This window comes from Blautia sp. MSJ-19 (genome assembly GCF_018918125.1).
Taxonomy (GTDB): Bacteria; Bacillota; Clostridia; order Lachnospirales; family Lachnospiraceae; genus Blautia_A.
In genome coordinates this window covers 15502-41608 of sequence record NZ_JAHLQA010000006.1, presented here as the reverse complement: position 1 = coordinate 41608, position 26107 = coordinate 15502, and the positions used below count along the sequence as shown (strand labels likewise).

Genomic DNA, 26107 nt, shown 5'->3' with positions numbered 1-26107 from the left:
AGTATCGCTTAATATTATAACTTAAAATTATCACAGTTATATGGCAAAATCAAGTGATTCACCACAAAAGCCGTTTATGCGTCAGATTTCTGGCTACTGTTCCCTTTGTTCACAGCAACTTTTATGCTTCTTTTTCTGTCATGGCTTTCTTGAGACCTTCAAGTTTCTCAGAAGCATCTTCGAGAGAAGCTCCCTTTACGCCAAAATAAAATTTGATCTTCGGTTCCGTACCGGATGGTCTTACACAACACCATGCATTGTCTTCGAGTTCATAATAGAGAACGTTTGAAGTCGGAAGTCCGGTGGATTCTGTCTTGCCTGTCGCCAGATCTTTGCGTACATCTTCTTTGTAATCGCGGTATGCCAGGACTTCAAAATCTCCGAGTTTTTTCGGCGGATTCTGACGAAAATCATCCATCATCGCCTGAATCTTCTGAGATCCGTCAATTCCTTTGAGGGTAACGGTTGCAAGTCCTTCTTTGTAATAGCCGTATTTCTCGTACATGTCAAGCATTGCATCCCAGAGGGTCTTGCCCTGTTTCTTGTAATAAGCAGCTACTTCACAGAGCATCATAACCGCAACCGGTGCATCCTTGTCACGGGCGTAGGTTCCTGCAAGACAGCCGTAGCTTTCTTCCAGACCAAATACATAGTGATGAGCGCCTGTCTCATCGAAATGACGGATCTGCTCACCGATATACTTGAATCCTGTCAGAACTTCGATCAGAGCTGTATTGTATTCTGCTGCCACTGCTTTTGCCATATCTGTGGTAACGATAGTTTCAACAAGAGCAGGATTTTCCGGCATGGTTCCTGTCTTTGTGCGTTCTCTCAGGATGTATTCTGCGATCAGCATACCGGACATATTTCCTGTAAAGCTGATGTATTCGCCTGTCTTTGTATCCTTTGCATGCACGCCGAGACGGTCTGCATCCGGATCCGTTGCAAGCACAATATCTGCGTCGACTTCTTTCGCAAGTTTCATCGCAAGTGTCCATGCGTTCTCATCTTCCGGGTTCGGATACGGTACGGTCGGGAAAGTTCCGTCCGGTTTCTTCTGCTCTTCTACTACATAGACCTGAGTAAAACCAAGTTCGCGCAAAACACGGCGTACCGGAATGTTACCTGTTCCGTGAAGTGGTGTGTAGACGATCTTCATGTCTTTCGCCATCTCCGGAATGATCTCCGGATGGATACTCTGTTTCTTGAGCTGTGCGATATATTTGTCGTCAAAATCTGTTCCAATGATATTAAAAAGTCCTTCTGCTCTCGCAGCATCCTCTTCCATTGTCTTTACCATGGAGAATTCTGTCACTTTGGCAACTTCCGCAAGGATATTTTTGTCATGCGGCGGTGTGATCTGTGCGCCGTCCTCCCAGTATACTTTGTATCCGTTGTACTCTCTCGGATTGTGGCTGGCTGTGATCACGATACCGGAAATACAGCCAAGTTCTCTTACCGCAAAAGAAAGCTCCGGTGTCGGACGCAGGGATTCAAACAGATAGGTTTTGATTCCGTTTGCATTCAGGCAGAGTGCTGCCTCTCTTGCAAACTCCGGTGACATGATACGGGAATCGTGTGCAATGGCAACGCCCTTGTCCTGTCCGTTCTGCGCCAGAATATAGTTTGCAAGTCCCTGTGTTGCCTGACGAACCGTATAAATGTTCATGCGGTTTGTTCCTGCACCGATCATTCCACGAAGACCACCTGTTCCAAACTCAAGCTGACGATAGAAGCGATCCTCAATCTCCTTCTCGTCACCTGCAAGATTTCTTAATTCTTCTTTTGTTTTCTCATCGAAATATGGATCTGTACACCACATTTCATAAGTTTCGCGATATCCCATTGTCATATCCTCCTTTTTATGTAAACAACTTTCGTTGTTTTCTCCCATTTCTGTTTGCCTTTCTTCTGACAAAATTCCCGGTTTCAGCAATTTATCTTAAGTTTCTGTCTTAGTTTTCAACTTCAAGTTTATCAAATATCTTCCTTATAATAAGAGAATTCACAAATGCCTGTATTCCCATTCCGACAAAGACCCAGATCCAGAAAACAGCCGCAAATGTCTCTGCGGAGATCAGGAACCATCCCAACGGAAAAAGATTTACCACTACCATGACTACTGTCTGCCACAGATGGCTCGCTGCAAGCCGGGCAGCATTCTCAAATGTTCTGCGGAGCGTATTCTGATAACGTGCCATCAGCGGAAATACATAGGAAAAAACTGCCGCCGCTGCCAGAAGTATGACTACACAGCATCCATATATAATAGACGCATTCTGACTGCCATTCTGTCCCAAAATATGAAAATCTGCTGTCAGGATCCCAATGATCACCAGAAGAAACAACGTCACCGGCAAAGACTGCACAAAATTCTGCTTAAACGCTTTAAAGTAATTCCTGGTCACGGCTGTCTCTTCATCCCGCACCAGTTTCAGCATTACATAATAGAGTGAACTTAAGGATGCCCCGATCGTGATCACCGGAATACAGCACAAAATGCTGATCACACTGAGCCAGAAAATATCAAACACCTTGGTCATGATCTGGCTGTATGTGCTGTCTCCACGAAATGTGTCCTTAAACGCCATTACTCTTCTCCTCCCTCTCCGTTCATCAGATAATCCAAAAATTTAAGTGCATTCTCCGGATTTGGTGCATCCACCGCTACCGCAAAGACCGGATGCTCCAGATAACCGCCCGTCATGTCTGTAAAACGATTCTTACCTTCCAGGCTCAGCCCGTATGCTTCCGTCGCTCCCTGCCCCGTCTCGTGGTCCTCAAAAGAAATCTCATCCGTATCTCTGTAGCCCGCAGCATACACATAATCTGTATCATATTTCTCAGCAAGATCCTCTCCGGTCAGTTCATCCAGACTCCGGAAATATCCATAACCCGCAAATTCCTCAAAAACATCCTGATCCAGAATCAATACGTCAATCTGCTGACTGTGCAGATAAACCTGAATCTTGTCCAGTGCACCATCCTTCAGATAAAAGGAATCATCAATATGTATCTGTTTATATTTACCGTCTGCTCCAAGAATATCCTGCATATCCAGAACCGCCTGTTCCTGCTTCTCCTGATCCAGTGAATCATCCACAACCGCCGCATAAAGTAAATTCTCCTCATCCGGCTTCAGGAAGAAATGCCATCCGAGGAAGCACACGATCGCCAGAATTATAATGATCACACTCACCGGAAACAGATAATAATCCAGGAAATACTGCTTTCGCTGTTCTTGATTCAGTTCCATCCATTTTTGTTTCTCTGACTTCTTCATAGATTACCTGTTCTTTTTATTTCTTGATTTTGTCGATTCTCTGATTTACTATTTTTCAACTTGTTAGCTTAATTTTATTATTCATTAGGTTAAAGTCAATTAATTTAAGTAAAATTAATCAACAAAAAAGAGACATTAATATTGTGAAATATTAACATCTCTTTCTGAAAAATATCTTTTGTAAATTTTATTTGCCATACAGATAGTTGCTGTTCGACGGATCATCAATATTTGTCGCATCAATCCATTCCGGCTCAAGGAGAACATTTTTCTCTACGGCTGCTGCCTGCTCATCGTCTGTAGACATCGCCTGTGCCGCTGCAATGATAGTCTGATATCCTACATCATACGGATCCTGGGAGACAGTTCCCAGCTCCTGTCCTTCTGCGATTGCTTTCTGCTGCGCAGTTGTTGCATCCACTCCAACCATAATCGGAGATTTTTCTCCCTTTTCGAGAGAAAGATACTGGTCAGAAACACTCTCATTTGTACAGAATACACCGTTCAGATCCGGATACCTTTTCAATACATCTGCCATTGCAGTAGACATGTCATTAACTTTATCCGTATAAAGCTCACTCACAACTGTAATATCCGGATAATCTGCAAGTGCTTCTTTAAATCCTTCCACACGCTTCTGGGAGCTCTCTGTCTTTTCCTGTGCAGAAAATATTGCGATCTTACCTGAACCGCCAATGGCTGCTGCAAGCTTCTCTGCTGCAAGCTTTCCTACATAGGTATTGTCTGTTCCACGAAATGCAGCTACAAGTTCATCTTCATTGACATTGGAATCAAATACTACTACCGGGATTCCATTCTCACTTGCTGCCTCCAGCTGTGCCTGACAGGATTCAATATCTCCCGCTGACATACACAGAACCGTTGGATTCTCGGCAATAACTGCATCCAGAGTATTCACCTGCGTTTCTACATCCTGCTCATCTGATGCCCCCTCAAAAGTCATAGTAACTGCTTCATCTGATGAAAAACTATATGCCGTGTTGATATCCTTTACAGCATCTTCCATCCCCTGACGTACCAGTTTCCAATATTCTCCAGACGTAGCTTTACTCACAACCGCAATCCTGCTTCCGGCTCCGATCGTGATCGTCGTATCAATCTGAGATACTCGGTCAGCTTCCGGCTCTTCCTCACCGGCTGCTACCAATTCTTCCTGGGCTTCGTCATTATCCGGCAGCTCATCCTCTGCCTGCACATCCGCAACAAAATTACCAAAGCCGCCCATTTTACCGTTTTCTCCTGTCACAACTACTGCTCCAACAAGAAAAAGCACCACAACAGCTGCTTTTTTCATCGTATTTTCCTCTTTTCTTTTATAGATTTATACAAATGCGCCTTGTCATTACTGTACGATCAAGCGGATATTCGCAATCCGCTTTGCTACTTGCTCATAACCAAATAACTGCTTCGCAGTTTAATTACCTTTGCTCCGTTATCTTTCTACATTATACACATTTTCATTTTTGCGTCTATAGATTTCATAGTTTTTTCATTTTTTAGAAGAAAATACGGCAATTTTACCAGATTTGAAGTCACAGATTTGGGAAACCTGCAAAACATTCGCCCTTTGGAGTTACCCGAAATCCCATTTTTTTCCCGTTAGTCGGATGACGAAAAACAAGATGACAGGAACACAGCCCTAACGGCAGCCCCGACTTATCTCCAGCATTATATTTTCGATCTCCAAGAAGTGCCATTCCTGCATGCGCCATCTGTACACGTATCTGATGATGACGCCCTGTTTCCAACTGGATTTTTACAAGAACTCTTTTGCCTGTGCCAGTCCGATCATCCTCCAGTTCCTCAAGTACTTCATAATCAAGAACCGCTTTCTTGGCCCCCTGTATTTTGTCTGTTACCACAGATGAAGTATTGCTTCTGCCGTCTTTTTTCAGAAACTCTTCCAGCCGGTCTTTCTGCTTCGCCGGCATTCTGTCTGTCACCGCCAGATATTCCTTGATCACACTGCCCGATGTGATCTGTTTCGTCAGTCCGGCCGCTGCTTTTTTTGTCTTCGCAAAAACAAGGACACCCTCCACCGGCTGATCCAGCCGATGTACGATACCCAGGTATGGAATCTTACCTGGATTTCTGGTCGCCAGATAATTCATTAACATACTTTCCATATCTGCAGCTCCAACCCTTGCATTCTGAACGGCTACACCAGCCATCTTATGGCACACCACAATTTCTTTATCTTCAAACAAAATCATATCTTCTATATTACACATAAAAAAACTCTCCTTTTATGCAATTTCTGCATTCTATGGAGAGTATAACGTAAAAATCTTTTTTATACAACAGTCCGGCTGTTTCCCGTGTACAAACAATAATGTAAGACGGTCATCACTTCTCTTAACAATTACTTTTCATAATCCTGAAATGATGACCGTCCTAACAATCTTCAATATTCAATTTTAATTTACCTCTTTGTTCTTTCAAAACTTTTCGTCTTGTTTGCTGATTGAAATCCTCTGATACCTCTTATAGTATACTTCATTCAATCTTCTTTATTTAGTTTTTATAATATTATTTTATATTGTGTCTTCATTCGGTTACAGTTTCTTTAATTTCCTGCTCACAAACGAGATGATGTTTATCATTCGGTTCATTTAGAAAGTTCATAGAGTCGAAATTATAATTTACGGATTACAATTTCATTTTGAAATAATCTTTAAAATCTTTTCCTTCAGACTAGAGCAGCTCCAAACTTAACTTCTTAAATTTCAAACTGTTTTCTTAGGGAATAAGGTTTTTATTATTTCTATTCTAATATCTTTTGTGAGAAGATATTCTTCTGATGCAAAGCTTTGATTCATATAACTCACGTCCTATGGATCTCAATATTTGAAAATGTTTCTTTACACATATTCAAAAGTCTTTGTATCAGGTTTGTGACAGTTATTCAATATGAGTAATCAATTCTATATACCTGTAATACGTTTATAAAGATTATCCTTTTTCTGAAAGTCCTGTTCGCCAGGTAATATATTTGATATTTTCTTCCGAATGTATTCCGATAATCTGTTTTAAATAATGGATAATTTATGTATCAGGTCTTTCTTGCAGGAAACTTGATTTCTGTCACTTCTCATATTGAAGATAAATGGCTACTTTCCCAACGGTATCACCTTGTCCTTTCTTTGATTTCATCCTTTTCATGTAACATTTATATATGCTATGAATTGAATGATTTTTTAATTTTGTTTGTTGTTTTTAGGTTTTCGTGTTTTCTTTTGATGGGTTTATAATAACACTCCGCCTCTGATTTGTCAACACATTTTTGAAATATTTTTAAAATAAATTTATTATTGTATTTTATATCTGTTTTAATTCTATTATTTTTATGTATTTTATATTAATTTCTGATAATTTATGCAAAATAAAAAAATACGACAGGTCCATTTCAAACTTACCTGATTTTTCAAATCACATAAAAATCCCGGCAACTCGCTGGCCGCTCCAGTCCATTGCCGGGAATCTCCGTAATTCTATGTTTCAGTGTTGCTGTTTAAACATTTCAGTTTCTGTTGTAATTGATCAGACAACCCTTCAGAATAATCTCACGTTCATCATCCGTCAGTTCTCCAAGGGTCACTTTAAACTCTTTCAGACCATCCTCTTTTACCACATATCCGATAATGCTGTCCACTTTATCTGCAACAGCCTTACGAACCTGCGGGAAGAAGAGATAATCTCCGTTTGCAAACGGAAGATCTCCTGCCGGAATCAGGAACGGAAGCATACCCCAGTTGATCAGGTTGGAACGATAACGTTTCGTTGCATATTCGTTGGCAATATTTGCCCATCCACCAAGAACCTTCTGACATGATGCTGCCTGCTCACGTGCAGAACCATCACCTGGTTTTACTGCAAAAATCGTACTTCCGATGCCAACATTTTCTTTGCTGACATCAGCAAACTGAGCCTTGATCGCCTCCATAACAGGTTTCAGTTCCGGAACTGCTTCTGCCGGGCATTCGCCTGCTTCAAGTGCTTTCTGGGCCTTCTGGATCTCTTTGGCACGTCCGACATAAGCCGGATCTTTACGTGAAAGCGTAAATTCAGCCAGTCCAAGCGGATTGGAACGGAAGGATGAAGTTTCTCCTGACGGAATCAACTCATCTGTTGTTGTGACAGGATCATGAATCTCGGATACAACTTTGAGAACCAGATTGTCTGCCAGTGCAGGCATCTCCGGCCAGTCTTTGATGTTTGGTCCGAACTGAATCTCTACGCTTGGATCAGCAACACCCTTGCTGTCAAAGATCCTGTTCTCATAAATTGTCTTATCAAAGAAATACTTCTGATGTCTGTAGTTTCCGGTAAATTCTTCTGCTGATGTCAGGAAACCTTTGTTTGCTGCTGTAGCTGCGATAGATCTTGCATCCATAAGTGCAACAGAAGAAATCTGTCCGTTCTGGACTTTGGAACCTTCACGATTCGGGAAGTTTCTGGTGGTATGGCGGATACTGAATGCATTGTTTGCAGGTGTATCTCCGGCGCCAAAGCATGGTCCGCAGAATGCGGTCTTAACAACTGCACCCGTTTCAAGGAGATCAGCCAAGACACCGTTTCTTGCAAGTTCCATATAGATCGGAGTACTTGCCGGATAAACACTGAGTGTAAATGCATCGGCCCCAATGCTTGCACCACGAAGGATGTCTGCTGCTGCACAGATATTTTCAAATCCACCACCGGCACATCCGGCGATGATTCCCTGATCTACATAAAGCTGTCCGTCAATGACTTTGTCTTTCAGTGTATAAGGCACTTTACCATCCAGGCTGACCTGAGCTTTCTTCTCAACATCATCCAGAATATCATAAAGATTTGCCTTCAGTTCATCAATGGTGTATGTATTGCTTGGATGGAACGGCATAGCGATCATTGGTTTGATCTCACTTAAATCTACTTCCACGCATCCATCATAATAAGCAATATTGCCCGGTTTCAGTTCTTTGTAGTCTTCTTTTCTGCCATGGATCTCATAGAATTCTTCGATGATCTCATCTGTCTGCCAGATAGAGGAGAGACATGTAGTCTCTGTAGTCATGACATCTACACCAATACGGAAATCTGCACTTAAGCCGGCTACGCCAGGTCCTACAAATTCCATAACTTTATTCTTTACATAGCCGTTGGCAAATACTTTGCCAATAATAGCCAGTGCAACGTCCTGCGGACCTACGCCCGGACGCGGTTCACCTTTGAGATAGATTGCAACAACTCCTGGCATATTGATATCATAGGTCTGGGAAAGAAGCTGTTTTACCAGTTCTCCACCGCCTTCACCCATTGCCATGGTACCAAGTGCGCCATAGCGGGTATGACTGTCAGATCCGAGGATCATCTTTCCACCGCCTGCAAGCATCTCACGTGCAAACTGATGGATAACTGCCTGATGAGGAGGTACATAAACTCCACCGTATTTCTTTGCACAGGTAAGACCAAACATATGGTCATCTTCGTTAATTGTTCCACCTACTGCACAAAGAGAGTTGTGGCAGTTGGTCAGTACATACGGAACCGGGAATTTCTCAAGGCCTGAAGCACGTGCTGTCTGAATGATACCTACAAAAGTAATATCATGGGATGTCAGCTTGTCAAATTTAATCTGCAGTTTCTGCATATTTCCGGAAGTATTGTGTGCTTCCAGGATTCCATAAGCCATTGTATTTCTGGCTGCTTCTTCTCTGGAAACCGGCTGTGTCATATTTGTTTCTTCTACGATATCACGACCGTTTACCAGATAAATACCACTGTCGTAAAGCTTCATTGTAACTCCTCCATTCATAAAGATTATGCATGCATCGCTCTGCGATTTATGCCAAATGTATATCTATTATACTTTATCTCACTAAAATCTGCAATCAATTTTCTTTACTTATCTATCAATCTCCATTTTCCTTTTCGCTTGGAACCTTCCCGGATAACTCTGCCTTCATGCTTCATTTTCGTCACTGTACGTTTAATCGTTGTTAGTGAAACATTAAGTATTTCTCCCAGTTCTTTATATGTCAGTTCTGGATTCCCGCAAATTAATTCCGATACTCGCGTTTCAAGTTCATTTTTAAGATCAACATAATCCTTATCGAAATTATTAGGGCCATTTTTAGGGTCATTAGGGCCATTTTTAGGGTCATTAGGGCCATTTTTAGGGTCATTAGGGCCATTTTTAGGGTCATTGAAATCATTATTATTCAATTTTGTCCCAATCCCCTCACCTTGTCCTCGATAAAGATTAATGCGAAAAGCCACCTCCATATCAATAAATTCCGGTTCACGGAGTCCATATTCCTGCATAGCCTGCATAAGTTTTGGAATACCACTTCCCCAGGCTTCCACAAGGTTCATATAGGCAAACGCATTAGCAAGGGATCGATTTCTGATTTTTGAAAATCCCTCTTTCATCAGGTCAATCGTTACTCCTGGTAACAATCCTCCAGGTGACGTAATTTCCAAACGATCATCATAAATCGCTACTTGGATATTGGAAGCCTGAATATAGCTACAATTCATAACCGCATTTACAATTAGCTCACGGATACTATCTGGTGGCAATTCATAAATATCTTGACGATATACACCTTCCAGCCGACATCCCATACGAATATTTCTAAGGACAAACTGTACCGCCTCATCTACCTGTTTCCATAGCGTTCCTTCATAATTGCGCCTATCAAGAAATACAGAACGAGTCATTCCCTTAAACACAGCACACTGTATCATAGAACGAAGTCCGCCTTGTCCAGTTAAATAAACATAGGCATTCGTTGGATAGATTTTTTCATTTTCATCTGTTTTCAAAATCCCCCAGCTGAGTAAAACGTTCTTCGTTACGTCTTTTACTGCTGACCGCTGAAGATTTGACTTACTGTTGGCAATAGCAACTTCTTTCATTTGCTCACAAAGATTCTTAATATCTTCATCGGTCACTTCAATATCTCTACGGATTACAGAATCAAAAGAATGAGCATCACATTCATAATATAGTTCTCTCGACATATCACGGTCAGCAGGGCGTGTTGTTCCAGAAACCCGAATATATACACCATTCTCCAGCCCATCCGCTTTAATATAATATGGTTTCTGACGTCCAGCTCTGATTTCCGCAACAATCACAGGCTTATCATTTATATTTTGCAGATAAACATCTGGAATAATCGTTGGTTCACAGCTATCAGAAATAGCATTGGTAATCGCGTCAATTTCCTGAAAAACTTTATCTTCCGGAACACCAACAACTTCTCTGGTTTTATCGTCAATGCCAAATATAATCTGCCCGCCTTTTCCGTTAGCAAAGGCAACGACCGTTTTCATATATTTAGTACTCTTGTCCGGACGTTGTACCTTGAACTCTACATTCTTAGATTCCCCGGCAAGGATGTCTTCTATTGTCATGCAACCACCTCCATGATTAAGTTTTGCCAACAGTAAACCAAATAACTCCTATTATTTTCCGTAAGGCACTGGGTCTTCTGCCATTATAATATCCTCCATATTAACATCTCTGCCGGATTTAGCAATTGTTACATACTATATCCATGCATTACCATAAAACCAATTTCTAACTCTCTTGATTTCGATAAAAACCTTTTTTCTATTTTATCATGAATTCAAATATTCCACTATATTTATGTAAAAATATAACAAAACTCTTCATAAATACAAAAACAATTCACAAAATTCGGTGCAGATAAACCAAATACTATTTCTTTACTTTCACCTTAAAATTCGTTATACTTGGAATCACTTAGAAATCAAGTATTACTGTCACTTCCGGCAGTTTCAACAGGGAGGTAAAACTATATGTTTCGTTTATGGGGAAAGATGTGGAAGGATAACCACATGTTAAAAGATCTGGTCATTGATGATGACTCGGAGGATACAAGAACACACAAAATTTTTCATGCACTGCAGGAAATCTGCTATGATTTTGACCTGGAGAATCCGATCTGGCTGGAAAGCAACATCGCTGATTTCAAACGTCACTCCAAGACCCGGTTCCGCCAGGACAGCTTTATTGAGCATATTGAATTTGATTATCTTGAGATCCAGGTGATCGAAGAAGATTGAAGTCGCTGTCTATCTCATTTGCCGTAAGAGATCTGCAAGCTTCTGAAACAGAAATTTCAATAATTTGGCAAACAAAAAATCTGCCGAAGTTCAGGTGTCTCCTGGTCCGGCAGATTTTTGTTTGTAATATTTTTCGTTTAAAGCATTCTTTTCGCCTAAGGTATGGCCACTGTTTATACAATCCATTTACCAACCAGCGGAATCTTTTTAATAAGCATCACAGCTGCAAGACTAATCACGAAGATCAGTGCGATCACAACCGGAATCGCAAGCACGGTATTCCCGATCATCATACTGTCAATTCCGGCTCTGTGCAGGATATTCCTGATAAGTGCATGAATCAGATAGACTCCAAAGGTACAGTTTCCCAGATAACAGATGATCTTCTCCTGCTTTTCCCCCCATCTGATCTTTGAGATATGGTTTTTGAAAAACAAAAATACAGATGTTGCCCAGAAACCAGTTGCCAGGGTATAATTTTCATAAAATGTCTGCACTTCTTTTCCACTTTTCAATGAAGCTTCCTGGCAGAGCAGAATCGCAGTTCCAATCAGAACGATTCCCGCGATATAAATAAAATATTCCAGTTTTTTTGATATTTCATAATGAGACAGATAATGACCAAGTATAAAATATCCCACATAGCCCGTCAGAATCTGTGGCTGAACCGTCTGCAGCACATTCATGACATATTCTTTCTGTGGAAAAGAAAAGCACTCTACTGTATACGGTAATATCTGAAATCCCAGGCACAGCAGAATCATGTATACTTCCCACTGGCTGCCTCTCGAACTGTTTACGATCTCCCACAGCAATGGTGTGATGATCAGAAGCCCGATCAGCATCGGAAGATACCATAAATGAAAATACGATTTACTGACGTTGATCAGAAAGCGGCATACGATTGTCCTTGTCCCTTTTGTCACTATATCACTCGTGCCAATACGATAAACCGAATATACCATCTGCCAGAATATATATGCCACAGCAATCGGCAGGATATTTCTTTTCCACAGACGCTTCAGATCCCAGGTGCGCTTTTTATCAAGATACAGACACCCGCTGATCATAACAAAGCATCCCACTGCAAACCGGTTGATTCCATGATAAAAGTTGGAAACTGCCCATACAGAAGACTCCACCGGTATATCCCTGAAATGCTGCGATGCTGCATGGATTCCGATCACTCCGATGCACGCCATGATTCTGAGCAGTTCAATCCATATAACTCTTTTTTTGTTCATATTGTTTTTTAAGTTCCGGTGAAGTCATATTCACTACCGGAAATCTTTCTCTCCTTTGTTTTTCATTTCTGACCTGTCCGTTATCGAAAGTATATCAAATCCTTCCCGTCACTACAAGAAATATTCCCGTCAGAAATGCTCCCTGGACTGTCCTGCTGCCACAACTGCCTGTCATTCCATAAATTCCCGGATGATCTCTCTCATGATTTCTTCTTCCTCCGGACTGAGCATTTTGCTGAAATGGCTTCCGGTTGCTGCAGTCTGACGAATGCTCGCGGCTATCCTCTCCACCATCTCTTCTTTGAGTATTGGATCTGTTTTCTGCACAGCAGGTGTCGGTTCATACTTTCGTGCAGTCGGTGGATTTTCTTTGCGTGACCTTGCCTGCAGGATATAGTCGGCAAGCGAATTCATAACCAGTTCTTCTTTAAAACTGAAATCCAAAGCCTGCCGAAGCACAAGCAGGATTATGGGAACTGCACAACCGATATACAGGTAACTCATTGGCAATCCACGGCTGCTCTGAATTCTGGATACAAAAAAAAGCGACAACCCCAGACATACAGTAGATAACAGCGATGGAATCCATACCAGGAAGTTCATCCGGTTCAGCAGTTTATCTCGCGTTTTCCACAGATTCAGCCATTTTTCTCTCAGGTTTGTTGTCGCTTTTGTCTTTCGCAGGGTTCTTCTGTAAGTAAGGTGTACCGCCAGCATTCCTATTGCTCCCGCTGTTCCAAGAACAGTCATCAGATAGAGCAGGATCTGCAGGTCCATGATTCGTTCCAGCATAAGCCCCTCCTTGCATTTACAGTATGTTTTCTGCACTCCCACAAAACACAGTCACCGTGAAATGTGAGCTCACAGCGTTACCGTTAAGCTTATTCTACACCTGTGCCAGCCTATATGAAACAAAAATCGTTCGTCAAATTCTCGCAAAAAATTACGCAGGCAGCCATTTCCGACTCCCTGCGCCAAACTTTTCTCTATAAGATCACACTTTTACATTTCTTCCAGTGCCTTTACTACTTCTTCAAATTTCATGAAATGAGATGCTTTTACAAGAATCGTATCTCCCTTCTGCACATAGTTATTCAAATGCTCCAGAAGAGATTCTCGCGTTTTTTCATAGTATACCGTAAAATCCGGATTCTCGCGTTTTGCTGCCTCCGCAATATGAAGAGCCAGATTGCCAACACATACACATGCATCAATACCACATCTTGCTGCATGCACACCAACACCTTCATGAAGTGCAGCTTCATCTTCACCAAGCTCTCCCATATCACCGAGAATCGCTACTCTGCGTCCCTCACCATCATGAAGTACATCCAGAGAAGCTTTCATAGACATCGGATTTGCATTGTAGCAGTCATCTACGACCAGAAACTTATCTGTCTCAATCATTTTGAAACGTCCACGAATGGTCTCAAGACTTTCGATACCGCGTTTGATTTCTTCGATCGTCAGTCCGTAAATACGTCCTACAGCAGCTGCAGCCAGTGCATTATATACCATATGTATTCCAGGAGTCGGGACAAGTACATCAAAAGATTCCTTTCCAAGATGAACGCGGCAGGCAACACCTTTCAGGCCTTTGCTTTCAATCTGGTCTGCATATACGTCACGCTGATCATCCAGTCCGAAGAACACCGGTTTCACACCATTATACTCACTGACTGTAATAAGCTTGTCATCATCACCGTTCAGAACAATATGTCCGTTCGGTTTCATAGACCGGAAGATCTCTGTCTTTGCTTTCAGGACACCATCTCTGTCTCCCAGATTTTCCAGATGACAGGTACCGATATTGGTGATTACACAGGTATCCGGTTTCGCGATCTTTGTCAGACGTGTCATCTCGCCAAAATCGCTGATTCCCATTTCCAGAACTGCGATCTGGTCTTCATCACGAAGTCTGAATACGGTAAGCGGAAGTCCCAGTTCATTATTAAAGTTTCCCTGTGTTTTCAGTGTACGATATTTTTCTTTCAGAACAGATGCAATCACTTCTTTGGTGCTGGTCTTACCGACACTTCCTGTGATTCCTACAACAGGAATCTGAAGCTGCTCCAGATAGAATTCTGCAATATCCTTAACTGCCTGCAGGGAAGATTCTACCTGAATATATGCATGGTCTGCATCCGTCAGCTCCCTCTCAGACAATGTTGCAAGTGCTCCCTTGCTCATCACATCCGGAATAAAACGGTGTGCATCAACTCTCTCTCCCACGATTGGTACAAACAGACATCCCTTCTCGATCTTACGGCTGTCCGTAGTAATTGCAGAAATCTCCCCGTCCAGCAAGGTATCATCACCATGCCAGATACCGTTACATACTTTTGTAAGATTTCGCAAAGTAAGATTTTTCATTTTGATTTCCTCTCCTAATATGTTCCTCAACTCAGGTGCATATTCGTTTATTAATCATATTTCTTCTGTGATACTTTGATCAGTTCTTCGCACAGTGTCGGATAATCCATTCCCAGTACTGCTACTTCCTGCGGAATCAGACTGGTCGGTGTCATTCCCGGAAGGGTATTGGCTTCCAGACAGTAGATTTTTTCATCTTTGGTCACAATAAAGTCAAGGCGGGCATAGCTTTCCATCTCAAGTGCATGATAACCATCCACTGCAGCTTCCTGAAGACGTTTCGTCAGTTCTTCAGAAATCGGAGCCGGGCAGGTTTCCTGTACTGCACCCGGTTTGTATTTATTCTCATAATCATAGAAGCCTTCTTTCGGTACAATCTGAACTACCGGATAAGCCGTTCCGTCAACAACTGCAACCGTATACTCGACTCCTTCTACAAATTCTTCCACAACTACTTCATTTTCATAAGTAAATGCACCATCCAGTGCTTTGGTGTAATCTTCCTGATTATCTACAATATAAACACCGATGCTGGAACCACCGCAGCATGTTTTAACAACAACCGGAAACTCCATTCCCAGTTCCTGTGGTGTCTCCAAACGGTCCTTTTTCTTCATTGCCTTACCTGCCGGTGTCGGAACACCCCGCATCTGAAACATTGCCTTGGTCACACCTTTATCCATGGCCATAGCACTGCTCAGATATCCTGTTCCTGTATATGGAATGCCCATCAGATCAAACGTTGCCTGCAGTTTGCCATCTTCTCCATTTGCTCCATGAAGTCCCAGGAAAACAAAATCTGCTCTTTTACAAAGTTCAATGACATTTGGTCCAAAGAAGTCTTTTCTTGCTTTTTTCAGTTCAGCCATCTGTGGATTAAAGCTCTTGATATAAGAGGCTGCTTTTTCCACATCATATTCTGCCGGGAACGGATCTTCCCAGTTTACTTCTTCCTGTCCACAGAACACATCCACCAGAATCGCCTGATGTCCCTTCTGTCTCAGTGCTCCGCAGATTCCTGTTCCTGATACGATTGAAACCTCTCTCTCTGTACTGGTTCCACCTGCTAATACAACAATTTTCATTTACTCATCCTCACGATCCATAATCATTTATTAACCATCTCTGATACCTGCAAATTTTTGCATCATGCTTTCTTTCAGCTCTGATATCAATATATCACTACCGGCAGCCCGGTACTCACATTCTGATAAATCGTCCGTGCTTCTTCCTCCGGCACTGCGACGCATCCCTCCGTGCTGCTCCAACTGTTATCTGCTGATGAACTGAACTCTATTCCATCCGTGCTGTCAAAATCATCTGCCTCTCCAGTTACATCATTATCAAAAATAATCAGTCCCGGGGCTCCATATATACCCAGTTTGTCCGTAAATGGCATCCATTCGCTCACTGCTGTACCATTTCCGTCACCCGGTACTGCGGAATCCTTTTTTTCACCAATCATATATACACCGGTCGGTGTACTGCTGCTTGCTGCAAATCCTGTATCCACAATCGGGGACCCATTCTGATATAATACCATTCTTTGGCGGGTCAGGTCAATTTCTATATAAGAATATCCGATATCATTTGTTTTGCGGCTCGCCGCTTCCTGCTCATAGACAGGTTCACGCACTTCCGTCTTTTTATCAAGAATATCCTGATACAGAGCATCTGTCTCTTTTTCCTGATCGATCACCCATCCGTAAGTTCCTCCGGATACCGTAATTTCCTGATTGTCATATGTAGAAAAAGTACGTTCCGATCCTACTGTATCATATTTCTGCGCAAGTCCGGTAATATAATTCGCAACAGCAGCCTTATCAAGTACCAGATCATCGTTCTCATCTTTGGTCAGCCATTCTTTGATCACCGCTCTGTCCACAGTTTCCTTACGGTCACCGAAATCATATGTGACCACAACATCCGTCAGTTCATTCATCTGCTGACAGTCTTTTGTAAGATCGTCCGCATATACCGTCGGATTGATGTAACATCCGTCCTCTTCCAGATTTGCTACTGTTCTGCCGGTAGTGACAGCATTCCTGATGTCCTCCAGCAATTTATCCCTGTCTATCTTTGTTCCCTCAATCTCCGGCACTACTTCAAATCCATCATCAATTTCTTTAATGTAAGCATCTACAGGTTCTATGTTGTCCTGCATACATTTCAGACTGTCGATTCGCTGCTCAAACAACGATGCATCATATGCCACCGAAGAAGGCAGTTCATATGTCTGATGCTGGCTGAATGCCAGAAACCAGATAAAGCGATTCTGCTCATGAAGCAGTCTTTTTACACTTCCATCGGAAGTATATTTCAGGTCGATTTCCTCTGCCGTGATGCCTTCCTGTCCGTTTCCTCTGGTCTGTACTGCCAGCGCATACACACCGGTCTTCTGTTCCAGCAGATTTTCTGCTTCTTTCTCTGTCATATAAGAACAGTTAAATCCGTTTACCTGTGAGCCGGGAAGAAAATGCTCTGTAAAATAATAAACTCCAAAAAAGTAGGCACCTGCGGTAAGCAGGAGCAGTACAATAATGAAACCGATCAGTAGTTTTCTTCCTTTGTCCATACTCTTGTTGTTTTCCGCCATGGCGCCTCCTTAATATTCGCGGCTATGAAATTTTCATGTTACTGTCCATATTGTTATGATTTACAGTAATTTTTATTCTGCCAGAAGTTTTTCTACACTGGCAAGTTTCACACATACGACAAATACCTGTGCTGCTTTTTCAAGCTCTTCAATCGGTGGGAAGGACGGTGCAATACGGATATTGCTGTCTTTCGGATCTTTGCCATATGGATAGGTAGCTCCGGCTCCTGTCATAACAACACCGGCTTCTTTTGCCATTGCTACGATTTTTTTCGCACATCCATCCATGGATTCGAAGGAAATGAAGTATCCTCCCTTTGGAGTTGTCCATTCTCCGATTCCAAGTCCGCCAAGTTCTTTCTCGAGAGTTGCCTCAACCATCTCAAACTTCGGACGCAGGATTGCTGCATGTTTGCTCATGTGTGCATGCACACCGTCAAGATCTTTAAAGAATTTTACATGACGAAGCTGATTCAGTTTATCATGTCCAATCGTCTGTACAGTAATGTATTTACGAATGTCATCCAGATTTGCCTTAGATGCTGCCAGAGCTGCAATACCGGAGCCTGGGAAGCTGATCTTGGATGTAGATGTAAATTTGTAAACCATATCCGGGTTTCCGGCTTTGGCACATTCATCCAGAATCTCAAGAAGAAAATCCTGGTCTTTTTCATCATCATAAAGATGGTGTACGCTGTAAGCATTGTCCCAGTAAATACGGAAATCCGGTGCTGCCGGTTTCAGATTTGCAAAACGTTTTACAGTCTCTTCGGAATATGTGTATCCCTGCGGGTTGGAGTATTTCGGTACACACCAGATACCCTTGATTGCCGGATCTTCACTTACCAGTTTCTCTACCATATCCATATCCGGTCCTTCCGGTGACATCGGAACATTGATCATTTCGATTCCGAAAAATTCTGTAATTTTGAAATGACGGTCATATCCAGGAACCGGACAGAGGAATTTTACTTTATCCAGCTTGCACCATGGAGTATTTCCCATAACACCGTGAGTCATAGAACGTGATACCGTATCAAACATAACATTCAGGCTGGAGTTTCCGTAAATAATGATGTGTTCCGGATCTACTTCAGAAATCTCTCCGAGAAGACGTTTGGCTTCCGGAATACCGTCCATAACACCGTAGTTACGACAGTCAACGCCTGTTTCACATTTCAGGTCTGTACTGCTTGACAGAACATCCATCATATCCATGGAAATATTCAGCTGATCAACAGACGGCTTACCACGCGACATATCCAGGGCCAGTCCCTGTGCCTTGATCTCTGCGTACTGCTGATCAAGCTCTTTCTTGAGAGCCTGAAGCTGTTCTTTGCTCATCTCACTGTATTTCTGCATAGTTCGTCCTCCTCGTGCCGCTTCCAGAATTCTGTCCCGGCAAAATTCATTCATCTTTAAACCTTGTGTTTCTTTTATTTCTCATTATCCCGTATATTTTAGTATGGTAAAGTACTGCTTGTCAAGCCCCGTCACCTGTCTATTTACAAAAAAGTTTCTCAAATCAAAGTGATAAAGTGAGAATTTACTCGAATTTTTTCGAAATGGACTGCCCGCCTGCAGGATATACAGGAAACCGTACAGTTTTACTTGCAGAATTTCATTGTTTCACCTATACTGAATAGGCAGGAATATCCTGAATGTTGTTTCTATTTAAATGTAATAAAAGAAAGGTTATCATATATATGTGGATTGCAAATGACTGGAAAGAATACGAAGTAATTGACACTTCCTGTGGAGAGAAGCTGGAACGCTGGGGAAAATACACTCTGGTCCGTCCGGACCCGCAGGTTATCTGGGACACTCCGAAGGTAAGTCGTGGATGGAAAAACATGAATGCCCACTACCACAGAAGCAAAAAAGGCGGCGGAGAATGGGAATTCTTTGATCTCCCTCAGCAGTGGGATCTCCATTACAAAGATCTTACTTTCCATCTGAAACCATTTAGTTTCAAACACACCGGACTTTTCCCGGAGCAGGCTGTCAACTGGGACTGGTTTGGTGACAAGATCCGTAATGCAGGCCGTCCGATCAAAGTCCTGAATCTTTTTGCCTACACTGGTGGTGCAACTCTGGCTGCAGCCGCTGCCGGTGCACATGTCACACACGTTGACGCATCCAAAGGAATGGTCAACTGGGCGAAGGAAAATGCAGCTGCGTCCGGTCTCTCCGAAGCACCGATCCGCTGGCTGGTCGATGACTGTGTAAAATTTGTAGAGCGTGAGATCCGCCGTGGAAATCACTATGATGCGATTATCATGGACCCGCCGTCTTATGGACGTGGACCGAAGGGTGAAATCTGGAAGATCGAAGAAGCAATTCATCCGCTCATCAAACTGTGCGCGAAGCTCTTAAGCCCGAATCCGCTGTTTTTCCTGATCAACTCTTATACAACAGGACTGGCTCCGGCTGTACTGACTTACATGCTGGCAACAGAGCTCAAAGAATTTGATGGACATGTAGATTCCCAGGAAATCGGACTTCCTGTAACTTCCAACGGACTTGTACTTCCATGTGGTGCATCCGGCCGCTGGGAAGCGAAATAGAACCGTGTAAAGGATACATTTTGTTCGAAATGTATTCTGAAAATTGATATTTTTTATCATTATTTTCTTGAATCTCCTGACATGCAGATATATAATATCAGTATCAGAAAAATGTATCAATAAGTTACTGTAACCGAATCAAACAGCAGCATCAGGAGAGGTGAAAATCATGACGGAAGAAAGATCAAAAGATACTCTTCCCTACACCTGTACTCCGGCCTATGACCGCAGCCACTGTGGGAATTGTGTCTGCGCCACCTGTTATCAGCAGGAGTTCTGCGACCGTTGCAGTTCCTGCCAGGAACTTTCCCATAAGAAAGAATCCTGCTACAGATATGAAGGCGCATATTGTTACTAACAAAAAAGATGCTGGCATGTTCGTATGTCAGCATCTTTTTTGTTCTATTTCTCATCATCATTTTGCTGCTGTAAATAAAAAATTGCCTTCTGATTCTCAATTTCTGCTTTTAATTCTTCTTCTGTTGGCAGGTACAATTTATATTTCGAAGCAAAAAGCTGCTCATTTCCATGCATGACAGAATAACGTGCGATATCATCATCTGTATCTGAGCACAATACAATGCCGATTGTTGGATTATCCCCCTCATTACGTTTCAGTTCGTCATACATACGTATATACATGTCCATCTGCCCTACATCCTGATGTGTTATCTTTTCCGTTTTGAGATCAATGAGAACGAAACATTTCAGGATATAATTATAAAACACAAGATCAATATAATAATCCTGTTTCTCCGTGTGAATATGCTGCTGTCTTGCAACAAAAGCATACCCTTTTCCAAGTTCCATCAAAAATCTCTGCAAATTTGAAAGAATGCTTTTCTCAAGATCACTCTCTGTAAAATCTGTATTCTGAGAAAATCCTAAGAACTCTGCAACTACCGGATTTTTGATAAACTCCAACTTATCATTTTGATACGATGCTGTTGATTCTTTCATCTCATCTTCGACAAGCTCTCTTTTCTGCGTCTTGAGCATACGGTAATAATACTGAGAAGAAATGTTTCTTTGCAAGGTGCGAACACTCCAGGTTTGTTCTATTGCTTCTTTTTCATACCAAGCACGAGCTACAGGGTCTTTGACCTGTAAAAGGACTCGATAATGAGTCCAAGAAAGATTTGTTTCAAATTTTCCACTCACTGAGTGGAAAATCTCAGGATAGGTCTTATAAAAAGAATAAAAACTATACAAATTAGATTTCGTATAACCTTTTCCGTATTCTGCTGACAGTTCCTTCGCAAGCTTTTTTATAATTTCAGCTCCATACTTTGCTCTATCTTCACCTTGTAATTCTTCGCTTGCAATTCTATAGCCCAAAAGCCAGTTTCTCTGTATTAATGTTGTATTAACTGCTCGATACGCAGCTTTCTGTGAGGACTCAATAATTCCACACATGTCTTTAAAAATATCATCAGTTTTAACAAACTTATCCATAAAACTATTTTGTCCATTTTTTTCTAACTTATGTTCCATTATATTGCCCCTTTAAATTTTACAACAGATTAATTTGCATATTTTTTAAAGTTCTCTGCCTGCTCAAGAACTTCCTCCATGCATTTCAATATTTTCTTGTTATCATGGTATCTTAAATGAACAAATTCTTCAAGGCTGTAGAGCAAACTTTACAGCCACATAAAAAGAAAAAATCCTAACAAATTCACCTGCTTTAGCAGACAAATTTGTTAGGATCAGACTTCTGACTGAATTCCCGTCATGTTTTTTCCATATCTTTATCAGTTTTTCAGTTTCCAATAGAGGCCGGCATCGAAAAAATATACTGCCTACTAAATCCGATGAAAAAAATTCAAGATAATCGATAGCTCCGACATCGGGAACAGATCATGCTTATAAGTCGATGCTCACAACTTAATATGATTGGCATATCCAGCATCGGAAAACAGATTCATTATTCAACCCGATGCCCACTAAGAATTAAACGAGGAAATTTCTCAAACTCCCTTCCGCTCTTTCGGAAACGTCATCGTAATCTCGGTTCCTTTACCTACTTCACTGACCATTTTCAAAGTTCCGCCAAGGAAAGTCACGCCGTGTTTTACGATAGACAGACCCAGACCGGTTCCGCCGATTGCCTTTGAATGGCTTTTATCTACGCGGTAAAATCTTTCAAAGACCCGGCTCTGATCTTCGCCGGGGATACCGATTCCGTTGTCTTTGACACGAATCTCAACGTTTTCACCCAGATCACGCAGATGAATACTTACTGTACCGTCTTCTTTGTTGTATTTGATTCCATTGTCACAGAGATTGTAGATTACCTCATCGAGGATCGGTCGCACGGTCGTAAGCATCGTCTTGTCCCCGTCAATATAGAGATGTACGTTCTTTTTCTCAGCTACTTCCTTCAGTCGTCCACAGACATCTTTGACGATCGTATACGCATCCAGTCTCTCCCATTCATAAGGATTTTCGCCCTCATCCAACTGAGAAACCCTGATCGTATCTTCCACCAGCGTGATCAGGCGCTGTGCCTCATTATAGATTCTGCCGGCAAATTTCCTGACATCCTCTTCTTTGACAAACCCGCCCTGTATGATTTCTGCAAATCCGGAGATGGAGGTCAGTGGCGTTTTCAATTCATGGGAAACATTTGCAGAAAATTCTCTGCGAAGCTGCTCGCGTTCCACTTTCTCCGTTTCATTCATCAGAAGAATGACTGCACCTACCACCCGATGTTCTCTGTTTACCGGGTTTGCAATCATCTGGATGGCTTCACTTCCCATATGGAGAAGAACACTTCCATGCTGTCCCTTCAGTACCTGTTCGATCAACAGACGAAAATCTTCATTTCTGTTCAGAGAATACACGCTGTCTCCAATCTTTGGATCTTTCAGCTGAAACATTCTCCATGCACTGGCATTTCCAGAAAGGATCATTGTATAACTGTCGATCACAACCAGGCCTTCCTGCATATTTTCCGTAATAATGCCAAACTCTTCCTGATTTCGTCTTGCCGCTTCCAGCTGGCTCTTGATCTGACGGTTCTGTTTATAGATTTTACTTAAGAGCGGTCCGACTTCCTCATAAATCTGATTTTCCTCCGGATGTTCCAGATCCACATTATTAATCGGTTCTACGATCTTGTTTGCCATATGCACAGACATAACTGCTGCCAGAATCAGCATCACAACAGCAATTCCAATAAGCGGTGGAACCAGTTCCATCAGAAGCACCCAGACAGAAAACTGCGTGCTGGATACCCTGAGTACGGTATTATCAGAGAGTCTTAATGCATAGTACAGTGTTTTCTCAGACAATGTCTTTGAGGTTCTCTCGGCATATCCACTGCCTGTTTTAAGAGCTTCCTGGATTTCCTCACGGTCGCTGTGATTTTCCATAGAATCAGCATCTGCCTGATTATCATAGAGTACCGTTCCATCTTCTGCAATATACGTAATACGGTCATCTTTCTCTTTGATCTTGACCAGATAATCCACGCCGTTCTGTTCTACACCATATGCCAGATATGTCGCTTCTTTTTTCAGCTCTGTATTGATCTGTCTGCCAAAATGCTGATAAAGGATTGCCATAACACACGCAATCCCAAATATCAGCACAGCTGCCGCCACCAGTATGTTTGATTTAAAAATTTTTTTTGTCACGTTAATGACCTCCAAGTTGGTGCTCATTGTTTCTGTGAACACCTGTGATTGCATACTCAACCCACTCTGCAATGTTCACTGCGTGATCTCCGATTCGTTCCATATACTTTGCTGTCATCAGAAGATCCAGGCCAGCTTTTGCATCCAGATTCTGATACATCAGTTCTGCCAGTTCCTCTTTAATCTGATTAAATGCATTATCTACCTGATCGTCATCATCAATGACCTTACGACAAAGATCCAGATCTCTCTTTACAAAAGCATCTACGCTTTCTGTGACCATCCCGACTGTCATTTCTGCCATCTTTCCGATCAGTTCCGGAATCTGTACATGATTTTCTTCAATGAACTTGGAAAGGTCTGCAATGTCCGATGCCTGATCTCCGATTCTTTCCATATCAGAAATCATCTTAAGTGCTGCAGAAACTTCTCTTAAATCCCTTGCAACCGGCTGCTGATGAAGCAGGATACGCATGCAGAGATTCTCGATCTCACGCTCTTTTGTATCAATTTCTTTATCTGTATCAAAGATCTCCTTGATGCAATCCTCTCCTCGGATGGCTCTGTTAGAAAGAGAAATTGCCTTCTCACAGAGACTTCCCATGGTAATGATCTGCACATGAAGTTCTTCAAGCTGCCGTTCGAAATGTGTTGCCATGATCAACCAAACCTCCCCGTAATGTAGTCCTCTGTTCTCTTGTCTTTCGGCATGGAAAACAAAGTATCTGTGTCACTGAACTCTACAACTTCGCCCAGAAGGAAGAACGCTGTTTTATCAGAAATTCGGGTCGCCTGCTGCATGTTATGCGTAACGATCACGATCGTATATTTTCCTTTTAATTCCATTGCAAGTTCTTCAATCTTAGAGGTTGAGATCGGGTCAAGTGCAGAAGTAGGCTCATCCATCAGAAGCACTTCCGGTTCTACCGCAAGAGCTCTTGCAATACAGAGTCTCTGCTGCTGTCCACCGGACATTCCAAGTGCACTTTTCTTTAAACGGTCTTTTACTTCGTCCCAGATTGCCGCATCACGGAGAGATTTTTCTACGATCTCATCCAGTTTGGCTTTGGAACGGATGCCATGTGTTCTTGGTCCGTAAGCAACATTATCATAGATGCTCATCGGAAACGGATTCGGCTTCTGGAATACCATTCCGACTCTTTTTCGAAGAACATTTACATCCATATCTCCATAAATATCTTCGCCATCAAGCTCTACTTTACCGGTAATTTTGCATCCTTCTACAAGGTCATTCATACGGTTCAGCGACTTCAGAAGTGTAGATTTACCACATCCACTTGGTCCGATAAAAGCGGTAATTTCTTTTTCCGGAATGTGCATATTGATGTCATGCAGTGCATGAAAATTTCCGTAAAAAAGATTCATATCTTCGATTGAAAGTTTAATATTATCACTCATGTTTTGTTATCCTTTCGCGATACGTTTTGCCACCATACCGGACAAACCGTTAATAATTAATACAAATAACAGTATCACAACTGCTGTTGCAGATGCCTGATTCATATGAAGTCCTTCACTGGAAAGTACATACATATGAAGGGCCAGCGTACGTCCGGAGCCCATCAGGTTTGGTACCTGTGCAACGGTTCCTGATGTATACAGAAGTGCTGCTGTCTCGCCGATGATACGTCCGATCGCAAGAATGATTCCTGCAAGGATTCCCGGTACTGCTGACGGAAGTACAATCGTAAAAATCGTACGAAGCTTACCGGCTCCAAGTCCGAAACTTGCCTCTCTGTAGGAGTCCGGAACAGCTTTTAATGCTTCCTCTGAAGTTCTCATGATCAGCGGAAGTACCATGATGACCAGTGTACATGCACCTGCCAGAAGTGACATTCCCCAATGAAGCGCTGTTACGAAAAACAGCATACCAAACAGACCATATACAATAGAAGGAATACCGGAAAGCGTTTCCGCTGTAATACGGATGATCTGTACCAGTTTGTTCCCTTTTTTTGCATATTCTACAAGGTAGATCGCTGCAAAAATTCCAAGAGGCGCTGCGATCACCAGTGACAATGCAGTCATGATAAAGGTATTGATCAGAGATGGCATCAGAGAAACATTATCGGATGTATATTCCAGACTAAACAGGCTCGGTGTCAGGTATGGAATACCTTTTACAAGAATGTATGCTACCAGGAAGATCAGCACTGCAAAAGTAACAATCGCTGCTCCGATCGTAAGAAGCGCAAGCACACCTGATCCCGGATGTCGCAGATAAGAACGAATTCTTTCTGATGCTGTTGTCTGATTTCTTTTTTCCATTTTTCCCACCGTCG

21 protein-coding genes are annotated in these 26107 nt (G+C 42.2%); 3 read left to right on the top strand and 18 right to left on the bottom strand.

The window, feature by feature from the left end; translation table 11 throughout:
- Window positions 1-121: 121 nt before the first annotated feature.
- The 7 genes from KQI91_RS03025 to KQI91_RS02995 form a co-directional block, all read right to left on the bottom strand.
- Window positions 122-1846 carry a phospho-sugar mutase gene (locus tag KQI91_RS03025; protein WP_216391402.1) on the bottom strand — a complete coding sequence of 575 codons (1725 nt, stop codon included), beginning with the start codon at window positions 1844-1846 and terminating at the stop codon, window positions 122-124.
- Window positions 1847-1955: 109 nt separating this feature from the next.
- Window positions 1956-2591 (bottom strand): YesL family protein, encoded by a 636-nt coding sequence (locus KQI91_RS03020; protein ID WP_216391401.1) that lies wholly within the window; start codon window positions 2589-2591, stop codon window positions 1956-1958.
- Complete coding sequence (locus KQI91_RS03015; RefSeq protein WP_216391400.1) at window positions 2591-3283, bottom strand: hypothetical protein; 693 nt, start codon at window positions 3281-3283, stop codon at window positions 2591-2593. The genes KQI91_RS03020 and KQI91_RS03015 overlap by 1 nt, the downstream gene beginning before the upstream one ends.
- A 187-nt stretch (window positions 3284-3470) precedes the next feature.
- Window positions 3471-4598 (bottom strand): substrate-binding domain-containing protein, encoded by a 1128-nt coding sequence (locus KQI91_RS03010; protein ID WP_216391399.1) that lies wholly within the window; start codon window positions 4596-4598, stop codon window positions 3471-3473.
- Between the two features lie 238 nt (window positions 4599-4836).
- Window positions 4837-5535, bottom strand: coding sequence for an RluA family pseudouridine synthase (locus KQI91_RS03005; protein WP_216391398.1), 699 nt, complete (start codon window positions 5533-5535; stop codon window positions 4837-4839).
- A 1289-nt stretch (window positions 5536-6824) separates the two neighbouring features.
- Entirely contained in the window at window positions 6825-9083 is a 2259-nt protein-coding gene (locus KQI91_RS03000; RefSeq protein WP_216391397.1) for a hydratase, read from the bottom strand.
- A gap of 104 nt (window positions 9084-9187) precedes the next feature.
- Window positions 9188-10708 carry an ATP-binding protein gene (locus KQI91_RS02995; RefSeq protein ID WP_216391396.1) on the bottom strand — a complete coding sequence of 507 codons (1521 nt, stop codon included), beginning with the start codon at window positions 10706-10708 and terminating at the stop codon, window positions 9188-9190.
- 408 nt (window positions 10709-11116) lie between these two features.
- Here KQI91_RS02995 and KQI91_RS02990 point away from each other — a divergent pair, with 408 nt between their 5' ends.
- Window positions 11117-11383, top strand: a complete 267-nt coding sequence (locus tag KQI91_RS02990; RefSeq protein WP_216391395.1) for a hypothetical protein — start codon at window positions 11117-11119, stop codon at window positions 11381-11383.
- A 173-nt stretch (window positions 11384-11556) separates the two neighbouring features.
- Here the strand turns inward: KQI91_RS02990 and KQI91_RS02985 are convergent, their stop codons facing one another.
- From KQI91_RS02985 to KQI91_RS02960, 6 genes are all read right to left on the bottom strand, one after another.
- Window positions 11557-12627, bottom strand: coding sequence for an acyltransferase (locus KQI91_RS02985; RefSeq protein ID WP_216391394.1), 1071 nt, complete (start codon window positions 12625-12627; stop codon window positions 11557-11559).
- Window positions 12628-12798: 171 nt separating this feature from the next.
- Window positions 12799-13419 (bottom strand): hypothetical protein, encoded by a 621-nt coding sequence (locus KQI91_RS02980; protein ID WP_216391393.1) that lies wholly within the window; start codon window positions 13417-13419, stop codon window positions 12799-12801.
- 210 nt (window positions 13420-13629) lie between these two features.
- Complete coding sequence (locus KQI91_RS02975; RefSeq protein ID WP_216391392.1) at window positions 13630-15000, bottom strand: UDP-N-acetylmuramoyl-tripeptide--D-alanyl-D-alanine ligase; 1371 nt, start codon at window positions 14998-15000, stop codon at window positions 13630-13632.
- A 50-nt stretch (window positions 15001-15050) separates the two neighbouring features.
- A complete protein-coding gene (locus KQI91_RS02970) occupies window positions 15051-16085 on the bottom strand; it encodes a D-alanine--D-alanine ligase family protein (protein ID WP_216391391.1) in 1035 nt (344 codons plus the stop codon).
- Window positions 16086-16171: 86 nt separating this feature from the next.
- Window positions 16172-17596 (bottom strand): L,D-transpeptidase family protein, encoded by a 1425-nt coding sequence (locus KQI91_RS02965; RefSeq protein ID WP_216391390.1) that lies wholly within the window; start codon window positions 17594-17596, stop codon window positions 16172-16174.
- Window positions 17597-17668: 72 nt separating this feature from the next.
- On the bottom strand, window positions 17669-18958 hold the full coding sequence (locus KQI91_RS02960) for a PLP-dependent aminotransferase family protein (protein WP_216391389.1): 1290 nt from the start codon (window positions 18956-18958) through the stop codon (window positions 17669-17671).
- A 344-nt stretch (window positions 18959-19302) separates the two neighbouring features.
- Between KQI91_RS02960 and KQI91_RS02955 the strand changes: the two genes are divergently transcribed.
- Together KQI91_RS02955 and KQI91_RS02950 are read left to right on the top strand one after the other, a co-directional pair.
- The gene (locus KQI91_RS02955) at window positions 19303-20163 is read left to right on the top strand and encodes a class I SAM-dependent methyltransferase (RefSeq protein ID WP_216391388.1); all 861 of its coding nucleotides are present in this window, start codon (window positions 19303-19305) and stop codon (window positions 20161-20163) included.
- Between the two features lie 169 nt (window positions 20164-20332).
- Window positions 20333-20521, top strand: a complete 189-nt coding sequence (locus tag KQI91_RS02950; RefSeq protein WP_216391387.1) for a hypothetical protein — start codon at window positions 20333-20335, stop codon at window positions 20519-20521.
- 44 nt (window positions 20522-20565) lie between these two features.
- On the opposite strand, the gene KQI91_RS02945 is transcribed toward KQI91_RS02950, so the two are convergent.
- The 5 genes from KQI91_RS02945 to pstA all read right to left on the bottom strand — a co-directional run bounded on the left by KQI91_RS02945 (window position 20566) and on the right by pstA (window position 26093).
- The gene (locus tag KQI91_RS02945; protein ID WP_253288341.1) at window positions 20566-21657 is read right to left on the bottom strand and encodes a PDDEXK nuclease domain-containing protein; all 1092 of its coding nucleotides are present in this window, start codon (window positions 21655-21657) and stop codon (window positions 20566-20568) included.
- Window positions 21658-22133: 476 nt separating this feature from the next.
- Window positions 22134-23804, bottom strand: coding sequence for a sensor histidine kinase (locus KQI91_RS02940; protein ID WP_330654438.1), 1671 nt, complete (start codon window positions 23802-23804; stop codon window positions 22134-22136).
- 1 nt (window position 23805) lies between these two features.
- A complete protein-coding gene (phoU, locus tag KQI91_RS02935; RefSeq protein WP_216391386.1) occupies window positions 23806-24462 on the bottom strand; it encodes a phosphate signaling complex protein PhoU in 657 nt (218 codons plus the stop codon).
- Window positions 24463-24464: 2 nt separating this feature from the next.
- Complete coding sequence (pstB, locus tag KQI91_RS02930) at window positions 24465-25223, bottom strand: phosphate ABC transporter ATP-binding protein PstB (RefSeq protein WP_005428502.1); 759 nt, start codon at window positions 25221-25223, stop codon at window positions 24465-24467.
- 6 nt (window positions 25224-25229) lie between these two features.
- Window positions 25230-26093: a phosphate ABC transporter permease PstA gene (gene pstA / locus KQI91_RS02925; protein WP_216391425.1), complete on the bottom strand. Its 864-nt coding sequence runs from the start codon at window positions 26091-26093 to the stop codon at window positions 25230-25232.
- Window positions 26094-26107 lie beyond the last annotated feature (14 nt).